This is a genomic window from Chitinophaga pinensis DSM 2588, assembly GCF_000024005.1.
Lineage (GTDB): Bacteria > Bacteroidota > Bacteroidia > Chitinophagales > Chitinophagaceae > Chitinophaga > Chitinophaga pinensis.
Genome location: NC_013132.1, coordinates 2455079 through 2467610, shown reverse-complemented (window position 1 = coordinate 2467610; position 12532 = coordinate 2455079). Strand labels below are relative to the sequence as shown.

The window sequence follows — 12532 nt, the reverse complement described above, 5'->3', positions numbered from 1 at the left end:
GTATAAAAATTATGGTGGAACACCACAATGCTCCGCCACTCAAAAAATATAACATGGAGGTTTTACGTATAACCACTTCCGGCAGTGTAGATGATGGTAAAAGCACCCTGATAGGCAGGCTGCTCTATGATACTCATTCTATCCCACAGGATAAAATGGAAGCTTTACATGCTGCCAGCAAACGCAAAGGACTTGATTTTACCGACCTGTCGTTGCTGACAGACGGCCTCGTGGCTGAACGTGAACAAGGTATCACCATCGACGTGGCGCATATCTACTTCTCCACTCCTACCCGCAAATACATTATCGCCGATACACCAGGTCACATCGAGTATACCCGTAACATGGTCACCGGTGCTTCCAACGCACAGGTATCCCTGATACTGATCGATGCGCGTAAAGGGATCGTCGAACAAACTTACCGCCACTTCTTCATCGCCTGCCTGCTGCGTATTCCATACCTGGTAGTATGCGTGAATAAAATGGACCTGGTAGAATACAGCGAAGCACGCTTTAATCAGATCGTGGAAGACTTCCAGCAACTGATCGCTAAAGCGCCGTTCAAAGCGCCTTCTATCAAATACATCCCGATCTCTTCTATCTACGGAGAGAACCTGGCTACCCGCTCAGAAAAGATCAGCTGGTACTCCGAAGAGTCCCTGCTTGAATACCTGGAACAGATCACTTTCGACCATGCTGACAGCAGTCACCCTGCACGTTTCAAAGTACAGTCAGTGATCCGTCCGAAAACAGACGCCTATCACGACTTCCGCGGTTTCGCCGGAAAAGTGGTAAGCGGACATTTCAATGTCGGTGATGAAATCATCTCCCTGCCTTCTCAGCAGAAAAGCCGTATCAAAACCATCGAACAGTTCGAAACACAACTCACTACAGCGGAAGCCCGCCAGAGCGTCGTTATCACACTGGAAGATGAAATTGATACCAGTCGTGGCAGTATGCTGTCCAAACCAGAAAATGCACCTTCCCTGCTGAAAGAAATTGACGCACAGGTATGCTGGATGGATCAGACCAAACTGGTGCCTGGTAAAGCCTATCTGCTGCAACATGGTGTAAACCGCGTAAAAGCGAAAGTACAGCAGATCCGGCATGTGATCGACGTTACCTCCAATACCATCCTGGAAGATAAAAAGGAAATGGGATTGAATGATATCGGTAAGATTACACTGAAAACTGCACATCCGATATTTGCAGACAGCTATGACGCTAATCCTGCAAATGGTGCATTCATCCTGATCGATGAAATGAGCAATTCAACAGTGGCTGTCGGATTCGTAGCATAAGCAGCTCAACTACTAAAAATAGAAAAGACGAATGCAGCTTGCATTCGTCTTTTTTTATGCAGATACTTTTAATGGACGGGTCTGAACTTCGGCCGTCCGATCTTATCGTGAATACACGCATCGATCGCTGCTTCCGTCTGCGCCGCACAATCCGGCTGTACGCCCCGCTGCTCCCAGCTGTCCGTCGTACCATGCCATACCGGCGCCATTTCTGACACCGAAATAAAAATGTCTTTATTCACCGGTAACCATACATTCATATTCGCTGCACCGGCAGACGGCTCTCCGATTACCGTCGCTCTTTTCATTTTCTGCAAGACAAACGCAAACGCCTCTGCGGCCGATGCTGTTTTACGATTGATCAGGATAAACACAGGACGCTCATAATGCGGCTCTTTTAGCCACGTTACCGTGCTATCAGTGGTATGTTCGCCTGTACGGCTGGTAAAGGTCAGTAAAGGCGTTTCTGACGGCAGAAAATAGCTTTCAAAGACAGCCCCTGTATCACTTCCTCCTCCACCGTTATTCCGCAGGTCTATGACCAAGGCGCTTGTATGGGCGACAAATGCCATCGCCGCATATAATGTTGAAAGACTCTTACGGGAAATATTGATTTCCGAAAGATGCAGATACCCCACGTTACCGGCAGCAATACGCACACTTTCAAAACCATAGTTATGATCTGCTGCTACCGGACTGTAAAAGAAAGGATCTTCACCCGACGTATTACCAACCGCCGTTGCCGGCAGTGCGGCTTTATCTGCGGCTAATAATTCCTGGCACCTCATGGGGTCATTTCTGACATACAGATGCCCGTCATGACTAAAGTCCTGCAAGCTTGTAGTCGCCAGCTGTGCAAACTCCTGCCAGCTTTTCACATTCGTAAATTTACCTGTCTGCAGCGCTGTTCGTAAGTAAGCGGCAATCGCCAATCCCTTCTCCTCCGAAACATATCTTTCCTTCAAAAGGACCGCCATTTTATCCACCGCATCAGCGATCTCTTTTTTAGCAGGCGCCTGTGCATAGGCAGCGATGCAAAAAACACTATAAATAACTGTTAACCAGCAGCTCCGGGAGTACATATACTTTCTTTTTCTGCAAAGTTCAATGATCCGGTATACTTAAAATTGGATGGATTTAGCGGAGTCTGGGAACGGCTTACAATTTCCTGAATGCTTTGGGTAAAAAGCCGGTCTGTGCTTTAAATGCCCGTATAAAATGACTCTGGTCAAAGAAGCCGCATTGATAGGCAATTTCGGTCAATGAGTAGGCGTGTTGCCTGACCAGCAGGAGGGATTTTTCCACCCTGATCCTGCGCATGTATTCACCTAATGAACAATCAAAATAAGCCGTAAAATGCCGGGATACGGTTACAGGATGTAATGCAGTCACTGTACTCAGATCCTGTAAGGAGATGTTTTCATTCCAACGGTCATGCAGCAATTCAATGACTTTATCCACACGCCCGCCGAATAATTGCCTGCCTGGTTTTGCATTGTCGCCGGCTGCCTGTAAGAGTGACAATAACTGCTGATGCACCGATAACAGACTATGCTGATCTGCTACCTGACAATCATGATAAATGCGGAGTGCCGTAAGTTTTGCCCGGGTCTGGAAAGGACTATTATGAGACGGAGAGAATGACTGATGCAGGCTGTCCAGGGCCTTAAAAGCATTATGAGACCCGGCAGTGAAGCAGGCCTCATAATGTTGTAAAAAATGATCTTCTATTTCAAGATTGATATTCAGCGAAGGATGTTGTGTATGGGTGTTGCGATGCCATTCACCTCCCGGGTAAAACACCATATTCCCTGGCAGCAACACCTGATCCGTTTGTTTACGATATTCACGGTTGCCGCCTTCCAGGATAAAAGAAAGATGGTTGTTCTGATGAAAATGCCATCCCTCAAATACTTTCTCACGATAGCTGGTCTTATTGATGATAAGTCCGTCCACATGAAAAGTACCGCTGTTTTTACCCAGATATTCCCCGTTCTCCAGCTTCATACGCGAAATTTGAAGGTTTGCGTTGAGCCAAATGTAGGAATAAGCGCTTACTTTTTAAGGTTCTTCAGCATATCCACCGTCATATTCTCCAGGTTGAATTCCGGTTTCCATCCCCAGTCCTGACGGGCCAGGTTATCGTCCATGCTCTGTGGCCAGCCATCAGCGATCTGCTGACGGTAATCCGGTTCATAGCTGATGGTGAATTCAGGGATATGTTTTTTAATCTCAGCAGCGATCTCTTTCGGAGAAAAACTCATACCACCGAGGTTATAGGAAGAACGTATTTTGACTTTATCTTTATCAGCTTCCATCAGCTCGATGGTCGCACGGATAGCATCCGGCATGTACATCATTGGCAGGTAAGTGCCTTCTGACAGGAAGCAGGTATATTTCTTTTCTTCAAGCGCTTCATGGAAGATCTCAATCGCGTAGTCGGTAGTACCACCACCTGGCGCTGATTTATAGCTGATCAGACCCGGGTAACGCAGACTACGAACGTCTACGCCATAACGGTGACTGTAATATTCACACCAGCGTTCACCGGCAAATTTACTGATACCGTAAATGGTAGTAGGTTCGATGATGGTATGCTGAGGGGTGTCTTCTTTTGGTGAATTCGGACCGAATACCGCGATGGAACTTGGCCAGTACACTTTATCAATACCTTCTTCTTTCGCAATATCCAGTACGTTCAGCAGGCTCGCCATGTTGATGTGCCATGCCAGCAGCGGGTTCTTTTCACCGGTAGCAGAAAGAATCGCAGCCAGCAGGTAGATCTGCGTGATATTATGACGGATAACCAATACGTGCAGCATCTCTTTGTTCATGACATCGAGGGATACGTAAGGACCGGTCCCCTTCAGCAGGTCGTGTTCTTCGCGAAGATCAGATGCAATTACGTTTGCATCTCCGTACATCTTCCTTAATGCGAGTGTAAGTTCAACACCAATCTGCCCGCAGGCGCCGATTACCAGTATTTTATCTTTCTTCATGCTATCTCGAATGAATGGCTTTTTTAATTAAGACGTAATATTAACAGCTTCTGTAGTAATTCAGAACAGCTCCCTTCAGCGCATGACAATGCGGTAACAATCCGGAAAATTACTTTGTAAGAGATGCACGTCCAGCGAACATTTCACGGTTTCACATTACAATATTATGACAATTACAGAAAATAGACCAGATACTTCAACTGAAAAGTAATCCCTTAGAATAGCGTAACTTTGCGATCTCAAATACAAAAATCATGTCAGCAACAACACATCTGAAATCCCTTTTTAAGGATCAATACAATCCTGACAACTTTTTTCTGATAGCCGGTCCTTGTGTAGTAGAGGATGAAGCGCTGCTGATGCATGTAGCTGAAAAAGTTTCAGGAATCTGCAAAAGACTGAATATCCCATATATCTTCAAAGCGTCTTATCGTAAAGCGAACCGTACCAGTATCAACTCCTTTGCCGGTGTTGGTGATGTGGAAGGACTGGACCTCTTACAAAAGACTAAAGAAACATTCGATCTGCCTGTTACAACAGATATTCACTCCGCTGCGGAAGCTGCTATGGCTGCTGCGTATGTGGATATCCTGCAGATCCCGGCGTTCCTTTGCCGTCAGACTGATATCCTGATCGCAGCTGCGGAAACCGGTAAAGTGGTGAATGTAAAGAAAGGCCAGTTTGTAAGCGGCGAAGCCATGAAATTTGCGGTTGAAAAAGTAAAACAGGCAGGTAATGATAAAGTTTGGCTGACCGAGCGCGGTACCACCTTCGGTTACCAGGACCTCGTGGTAGACTACCGCAATATTCCGATTATGCGTGAACATGGCGTACCTGTTATCATGGATTGTACACACTCCCTGCAACAGCCTAACCAGACCAGCGGCGTTACCGGCGGTAACCCGAAACTGATCGGCACTATCGCCAAAGCAGCTATTGCTACCGGCGCAGATGGTCTGTTCATCGAAACACATCCTGATCCATCCAAAGCGAAGTCCGACGGCGCTAACATGCTGCACCTGGATCTGCTGGAAGGATTACTGGAAGACCTGGTAAGAATCCGTGAAGTAATAAGATAAGGGACCCTTCCCCGTATTATAGTTGATAGTCCATAGACAATAGCTGGCCTGCCTTTTGTATAAAAACAAGACAGGAAAATAGCTATAGTCTATGGACTATTTCTTATCTTAGGATACGACTACGACCAACTCATTTTCAGACTATAACTATAATACTAAACACCCAAAAATTTTACTCACCATGATCAATTTACATGACGTAAAAGCAGGAGATACAGTTTTAGTGGAGTATGAAGGAAATACGGTGGAAGGTCAGGTATTGGAAGTTAACCGCGAAGACAAACAGGTTTGTGTATTAACCGGAGAACAGGAATTCTGGTATGACCTGCAGGACCTTTATTCAATTCCACTAAATGAAGAACAGTTACTGAAACTCAAGTTCAAAAAAGACGAATCGCTCTCAGTCAACGGCGGCGGACAAATTTATGTACGCGGACCATTCTCTGTAAAACTGCACACCCTTGATGACGGTCACCCCGCCACCAGGTTGGATTACCGGGACGAACACAGGGAAATTAAAGGTTCCATCACCGTCAATCAGTTGCAGAACCACTATCACGCAATGACCAATTTCCATCTGGATTAAGATAATCACCAAACAAAAAATCCATCCGCTTTTGGCAGATGGATTTTTTGTTTGCGCTATTAAAAAGATTAGCTGTTAAGACTAACGTATTAAAGTCAGTGTATCTATTTTCGTTACTTTACCTGTTTCTACTACGACACTCTGTTTTACGGCTGGTTTCAGCGTAGAATCAATAGAAATATAGTGCAGTGAATAGCTACCTGCAGCGATCCCTTTCAGGAAATAAGCGCCGCCAATACCGGAATAGGTGCTTGCCACCGTATCCTGTCCGTTCAGCAACAATACAGCAGAAGGCAACACTGCCGGCAGTACGACGCCCTGTATACTACCACCCTGTGCTTCCAGTACAGTTCTGATAACAGGTTTCAGGATATATTTCCCTGAATTGCCCGCTTCGTGTATAGATTTTGCCACATCAAAGTCCAGCAGCAGTTTGTAAAGAATACCACCAGATACCGGCATGTTGATCTTTAACTTTACGCCGGAAGACTGTCCGCTGGGCGTCTGTAACTTAATGGAATCACCATTGTTGGTCACCACCCAGTTATCATCGCCTAATACAAGTCTGATCTCCTTAATAGTACCGGAATTGATTTCCGCATCCGCCAGTACGGTATCCTTGTCATTAACGAGCGTCAGCAGGTTATACCGGCCCTTTTTCATGCCAGGTAATGGCTGCCAGCCATTGTCATCGCTGTCATTGTAATTGACGTTCACTTCCTGAACATCGATGTAAACAGCTTTAAAATCTCCGGGATCATCGGTCAGTGCGACCTGTATACGGGCTTTACCCTGATTGTCGTCTTTCGAACAGGCAGACATCAATAACGCGGTACTTAAAAACAGCATACCACTTGCCAGGTGTTTCAGTGCAGGCATTTTCATCTTTATCGTGTATTTGGTTAAAATTTTACGGCGATTATGAAGGCAAGGTATAGCCCAATTCTAAATATATATTGAATTTGCACCTTCGTTATCTCAGATGTGGTTACAATTGATTGAAAATAAGAGAGAAAAAAATATAAAAATTATATGCTTCTTTGCTATATAGTGTATACAGCAACTATTCACATTTAAAAAAACATCATATACCGCATAAGCAACTGAAAATGTTACACTTACAAGCCTCCTTCGTTCAAAACAACACTAAACAATTAATACACACGCTGTTACCACTTTTGTCTTCGTATTACAACGAAGGTATACCGTTATTACGCCGTTATCTGTCCGTTCAACAACGAAGTGATTACGGTGTAGTAACGGGATAATAAGCCTGTACATCGAAGTAATAAGCAATACCCTCACCAGTAGTTGATATGCTGCGTCAACAGAAAACAGGAGTGAAAGGCGTAATACCTGAAACAGTTATAACAATATATTGTACATATTATCGCATGAGATGCCAATAGCATGTCCGGAAGCGGAATGCATCTATCAATTATTTAAATTGCCCGAGGTTAACTGATAAGCCTAAATGGAAACTATAAGTACCTAAGGGGGTTTCTGCGGGCATTCAGGATATAATTTTTCATATTCACCCAGAATGCCATGATCATATAAACGATAAGTGGGGAACCCATCGTAACAAATGAGGTATAGATAAAAAACAAGCGGATACGTGAGGTAGCTATCCCAAGCTTATTGCCGATAGCTGTGCAGACCCCGAAGGCCTGCCATTCCACGAAATCTTTAAATCGATTCATATATCAAATTTATTACAATCCCAGGTCAAAAACAAGTCCAAATTCAGCCCCGGAGTTGGCTGATAGTGCGTTGGCAGTGAATTAGTGGCATTTCCTTTGTGAACCGGTAGGTAACCGGGCGTTTTGTATGCTGAGCCTTCGTAGACTGTCGCCTACATGTCTTTCATAAACTGGCTTAATTTAATTAATTTTGCGATGCATTTTCTAATAGGTCAAAAATTTTTTTTCCATGGTGTTTGATATCGAAATGATTAAAAAAGTGTATGCGGCACTGCCGGGTAAGGTGGAAGCTACCCGAAAAATGCTGGGACGTCCGCTCACACTGTCTGAAAAGATTTTATATGCGCACTTATATGCTCCGACCACTACGGCGTTTGAGCGTGGAAAGTCTTATGTGGAATTTGCACCCGATCGCGTTGCGATGCAGGATGCTACTGCACAGATGGCCCTTCTGCAATTCATGACCTGTGGCCGTGATAAAGTGGCAGTTCCTTCGACCGTACACTGTGATCACCTTATTCAGGCAAAAACAGGCGCTGCAGAAGACCTGGCAACTGCTGTGGATACGAACAAGGAAGTATACGATTTTCTCTCTTCTATCTCTAACAAATACGGTATCGGTTTCTGGAAACCAGGCGCCGGTATCATTCACCAGGTTGTACTGGAAAACTATGCATTTCCAGGCGGTCTGATGATCGGAACAGACTCTCACACACCAAATGCCGGTGGTCTGGGTATGCTCGCTATCGGTGTCGGTGGCGCTGATGCTGTAGACGTAATGGCTGGTCTCCCATGGGAGCTGAAAATGCCAAAACTGATCGGTGTTAAACTGACCGGTAAACTCAGCGGCTGGACCTCTCCTAAAGACGTAATCCTGAAAGTTGCAGGTGTACTGACTGTAAAAGGCGGTACAGGCTGCATCGTTGAATACTTCGGTGAAGGCGCCGATAGCCTGAGCGCTACCGGTAAAGGTACCATCTGTAACATGGGTGCGGAAATAGGCGCTACCTGTTCCGTATTCGCTTACGATACCAAGATCTCCGCTTACCTGAATGCTACCGAGCGTCAGGATATCGCCACACTGGCCGATGGGGTAAAAGAACACCTGCGTCCGGATGCGGAAGTATACGCAGATCCTACCAAATATTACGATCAGGTCATCGAAATCAACCTGGACGAACTGGAGCCACATGTAAATGGCCCGTTCACACCGGACTTAGCCTGGCCTATCTCCAAATTCGCACAGGCCGTAAAGGAAAACAACTGGCCTGAAAAACTGGAAGTTGCCCTGATCGGTTCCTGCACCAACTCTTCTTACGAAGATATCTCCCGTGCTGCTTCCCTCGCGAAACAAGCGGTAGATAAAAACCTGGACGTTAAAGCCGAATATACCATCACACCGGGTTCTGAACTGGTACGTTATACCATCGAAAGAGACGGTTTGTTAAATACCTTCGACCAGATCGGCGGTGTTGTACTGGCAAATGCCTGCGGTCCTTGTATCGGTCAGTGGGCGCGTCACATCGATGACCCTAACCGTAAGAACTCCATCATCACTTCCTTCAACCGTAACTTCGCGAAGAGAAATGATGGTCTGGCAGCTACCCACGCCTTCGTTGCTTCTCCTGAAATCGTTACTGCTTTCGCCATCGCCGGCGACCTGACGTTCAATCCGCTGACTGACAAGCTGAAAACAAAAGATGGCCAGGAAGTAATGCTGGACGAACCAACCGGTTTCGAACTGCCTACCAAAGGCTTCTCCGTAGATGATCCCGGTTACCAGGCGCCTGCTGCCGATGGTAGCGGTGTACAGGTAATCGTATCTCCGACCAGCGACCGCCTGCAACTGCTGGCGCCATTCGCTGCCTGGGAAGGTACTGATCTGAAAGGACTGAAACTGCTGATCAAAGCAAAAGGTAAATGTACGACCGACCATATCTCTATGGCAGGTCCATGGTTGAAATACCGTGGTCACCTCGACAACATCTCCAACAACATGCTGATCGGTGCGGTAAACGCATACAACGATAAAACGGATACTGTTAAGAACCAGCTGACCGGCGAATACGCAGGCGTACCTGTTGTACAGCGCGCTTACAAAGCTGTTAACATCGGTTCCGTAGTAGTAGGTGATGAAAACTATGGTGAAGGATCCAGCCGCGAACACGCAGCCATGGAACCTCGTCATCTGGGCGTTCGTGCGATCCTGGTGAAATCTTTCGCCCGTATCCACGAAACAAACCTGAAGAAACAGGGTATGCTCGGATTGACTTTTGCCAATAAAGAAGACTACGATAAGATCCTGGAAGACGACACTTTCGATATCCTGGGTCTGACGACCTTCTCACCTGGCAAACCGCTGACTGTAGTGGCTAACCACAAAGACGGCAGCAAGGATGAAATACCGGTAAACCACACTTACAATGAACAACAGATTGAGTGGTTCAAAGCGGGTGGTGCACTGAACGTAATCCGTGCACAGTTTGCTAAAAAAGCACAATAGCCCACGGCTATAAAATAGAAAGAATCCCGTCTGCTTCGGCAGGCGGGATTTTTATTTTTACCTTTACCCCTATGCAGATAGATACTTTAAACAACGTCTGGAATCAACTCCTGGAACCATATACCAAAAGCCAGGCACTGATAGATCAGGGCTTCGAACTGATTACCCGTCATTATTCCGCTACAGACCGTCATTATCACAATTTACATCATCTCTATGCCCTCCTGCAACTGCAACTGGAGCATAGCGACCTCATTGCAGACAATGAAAATTTTCTGCTGGCCATCTTCTTCCATGATCTCATTTATGATGTAAAACAGCCCGATAACGAGGAACAAAGCGCTATGGCAGCTGCTGAGTACCTGTTTCAGACCAGTTACCCCGCTGCCGATATCGAAGGCGTTATGAACTTCATCCGCGCCACCAAAACGCATGTCAATACAGACGCACATCCCGACCTGGACTATTTCCTGGACTTTGACCTGTCCATCCTGGGTACGCCGGCCGACGTCTATGCAGGCTATGCAAAGCAGATACGTGAAGAGTATAGTATATATACCGATGAAGTGTATAATGCAGGCAGAAAGAAGGTATTGCAACATTTCCTGGACCAGCCTTCCATCTTTAAGACAGATGATTTCCGCGCGCAGCGTGAAACCGTTGCCCGTCAGAATCTGCTGACAGAACTGCAATCGCTGTAGTCCGTTTTAAAAAAGCTGTTTTTTCAGGGTAAATCTCCTGGCAAGGCTGATACGGAAGTTACCCGCCCCTACTGTCTGATAGGTATCAGGCACAGGCGACTGACTCCGTGTGGTCAGGTATACGTAGTGAATGCCGGCAAAGTAGCGGCTGGAATTATAACCCAGGGAAATACGGATATTGTTGTTGAGCTGGATACCGGCCTTCTTCAGATCGACCTGGTTAATCCTGTTCATAACAGTATAATTCACCCCCAGACTGCCACTTATAGACAGGGTGGTGAACCAGTGCTGTTTATAAACGAATGTATGTGCATAACCCGCATTGGCAGCACCGCTGAAAATACGGGTTCTGTAAAAGTTCTCTCCGTTAAAGAAACCGGTTTTCTGGATATAGGAAGGGATCAGACCCGAATCGCCTTTCATTCTCACCCCAAAGACCTCTCCACCCACCAGGAAGGAACCGGCGCTCCGTTTCTGGTAATCGTTTTGCAGATAAGCCGCACGATAGGAAAAGCGCTTCGCATTGAAAACATACTGCACATTCAGTCCAAGATTCACATTTTTTGCATCCGGACGGATCATTTCCACATTATTGGACCCGGCATTTGAACCGAAACTGTTAATCAGCCGGCGTGTGTTAGCAATGTAATACCCTTCATAGATCTGCCCGTAGAAATCCACCACCAGTTTACGGGTGTAAATATGTGTCTGGAGGTCCAGCATTTTCGTCTTACCATACTCTCCCGTGTTTTTGTTGATCGCCGGCAGGTTAAAGGCAATATTGACCGCAATAAAGCGATAGTTGACGCCGACGCCTACGTTAAAGGGAGTATTGGGACGATATAAAACTTCTTTTGAATTTTTGGAATTAACGAGGCCATTATCCGTAATACTGCCGTCTACGATGCCGTTATCCACAATATCGTAGTTATTGTATTTACGTGAGCCAAAAATGCGGAAAGTGATATCCTTTGTATGCTCTTCGATATAATTGGAATCATTTTCCGTTTCCAGCCAACGGGTAGCTTTTTTAAACAACGAGGTTTTCTGTTGTGCAGAAACAGCTACACAAAAAAGCAAGCACACCGACAATAAAGTTAGCCATCTCAACATCATTTCCCAGTTCTAAATATGATTACACATTGCATTCAACTACTTTGGCAGCTCAATTACTTCCAGCTGACTGATATTTCCTTCTGACAAATCGAACCGCACCAGGGTTTTGACTTTATGCCATCCCTGTATACCGCAGGCCCCCGGGTTGATATGCACCAGCTGCATAGCGGGGTCGGGCATTACTTTTAGTATATGAGAATGCCCGCAGATAAATAATTTGGGGGTATGCTCCCTCAACAGCTCTTTGACACCGGGCGCATATTTGCCCGGATATCCGCCAATATGTGTCATGAAAACCTTCACCTGTTCCACTTCAAAAGGCAGATGTAGCGGATAACGCACTCTCAGTTCGGCGCCATCAATATTCCCATATACAGCACGGAAGGGCTTAAAAGCCTCCAGTTTATCCGCCAGTTCCAGGTTACCAATGTCTCCGGCGTGCCAGATCTCATCGACTTTTTCGAAATATCTGTATACGTCCGGATGGAGATAACTGTGGGTATCTGACATCAATCCTATCTTCTTCATGCATCAAAATTGGGCT

General features: G+C 45.9%; 12 protein-coding genes. 5 read left to right on the top strand and 7 right to left on the bottom strand.

All coding sequences use genetic code 11. From position 1 onward, the window contains the following. Window positions 1-53 precede the first annotated feature (53 nt). Window positions 54-1301: a sulfate adenylyltransferase subunit CysN gene (locus CPIN_RS10160; protein WP_012789695.1), complete on the top strand. Its 1248-nt coding sequence runs from the start codon at window positions 54-56 to the stop codon at window positions 1299-1301. 68 nt (window positions 1302-1369) lie between these two features. On the opposite strand, the gene CPIN_RS10155 is transcribed toward CPIN_RS10160, so the two are convergent. The 3 genes from CPIN_RS10155 to CPIN_RS10145 all read right to left on the bottom strand — a co-directional run bounded on the left by CPIN_RS10155 (window position 1370) and on the right by CPIN_RS10145 (window position 4300). Beyond that, entirely contained in the window at window positions 1370-2383 is a 1014-nt protein-coding gene (locus tag CPIN_RS10155; RefSeq protein ID WP_012789694.1) for a S41 family peptidase, read from the bottom strand. A gap of 76 nt (window positions 2384-2459) precedes the next feature. After that, complete coding sequence (locus CPIN_RS36480) at window positions 2460-3308, bottom strand: helix-turn-helix transcriptional regulator (RefSeq protein WP_012789693.1); 849 nt, start codon at window positions 3306-3308, stop codon at window positions 2460-2462. A gap of 47 nt (window positions 3309-3355) precedes the next feature. Beyond that, window positions 3356-4300: an L-threonine 3-dehydrogenase, SDR-type gene (locus CPIN_RS10145; RefSeq protein WP_012789692.1), complete on the bottom strand. Its 945-nt coding sequence runs from the start codon at window positions 4298-4300 to the stop codon at window positions 3356-3358. Between the two features lie 254 nt (window positions 4301-4554). Between CPIN_RS10145 and kdsA the strand changes: the two genes are divergently transcribed. Together kdsA and CPIN_RS10135 are read left to right on the top strand one after the other, a co-directional pair. After that, entirely contained in the window at window positions 4555-5379 is an 825-nt protein-coding gene (kdsA, locus tag CPIN_RS10140) for a 3-deoxy-8-phosphooctulonate synthase (protein WP_012789691.1), read from the top strand. Between the two features lie 181 nt (window positions 5380-5560). Continuing rightward, the gene (locus tag CPIN_RS10135; protein ID WP_012789690.1) at window positions 5561-5965 is read left to right on the top strand and encodes a hypothetical protein; all 405 of its coding nucleotides are present in this window, start codon (window positions 5561-5563) and stop codon (window positions 5963-5965) included. Window positions 5966-6046: 81 nt separating this feature from the next. Here the strand turns inward: CPIN_RS10135 and CPIN_RS10130 are convergent, their stop codons facing one another. Together CPIN_RS10130 and CPIN_RS39780 are read right to left on the bottom strand one after the other, a co-directional pair. Continuing rightward, window positions 6047-6850, bottom strand: coding sequence for a DUF4382 domain-containing protein (locus CPIN_RS10130; RefSeq protein ID WP_148230535.1), 804 nt, complete (start codon window positions 6848-6850; stop codon window positions 6047-6049). A 596-nt stretch (window positions 6851-7446) separates the two neighbouring features. After that, window positions 7447-7668 carry a PspC domain-containing protein gene (locus CPIN_RS39780; RefSeq protein ID WP_012789688.1) on the bottom strand — a complete coding sequence of 74 codons (222 nt, stop codon included), beginning with the start codon at window positions 7666-7668 and terminating at the stop codon, window positions 7447-7449. Window positions 7669-7897: 229 nt separating this feature from the next. Here CPIN_RS39780 and CPIN_RS10120 point away from each other — a divergent pair, with 229 nt between their 5' ends. After that, window positions 7898-10171 carry an aconitate hydratase gene (locus CPIN_RS10120; protein WP_012789687.1) on the top strand — a complete coding sequence of 758 codons (2274 nt, stop codon included), beginning with the start codon at window positions 7898-7900 and terminating at the stop codon, window positions 10169-10171. A 71-nt stretch (window positions 10172-10242) separates the two neighbouring features. Then, window positions 10243-10872, top strand: coding sequence for an HD domain-containing protein (locus tag CPIN_RS10115; protein WP_012789686.1), 630 nt, complete (start codon window positions 10243-10245; stop codon window positions 10870-10872). Window positions 10873-10878: 6 nt separating this feature from the next. Here CPIN_RS10115 and CPIN_RS10110 read toward each other — a convergent pair whose 3' ends face one another. Further along, window positions 10879-11952 carry a DUF4421 domain-containing protein gene (locus tag CPIN_RS10110; protein ID WP_187294751.1) on the bottom strand — a complete coding sequence of 358 codons (1074 nt, stop codon included), beginning with the start codon at window positions 11950-11952 and terminating at the stop codon, window positions 10879-10881. A 72-nt stretch (window positions 11953-12024) separates the two neighbouring features. Continuing rightward, window positions 12025-12516, bottom strand: a complete 492-nt coding sequence (locus tag CPIN_RS10105; protein ID WP_012789684.1) for a metallophosphoesterase family protein — start codon at window positions 12514-12516, stop codon at window positions 12025-12027. Between the last annotated feature and the right edge of the window lie 16 nt (window positions 12517-12532).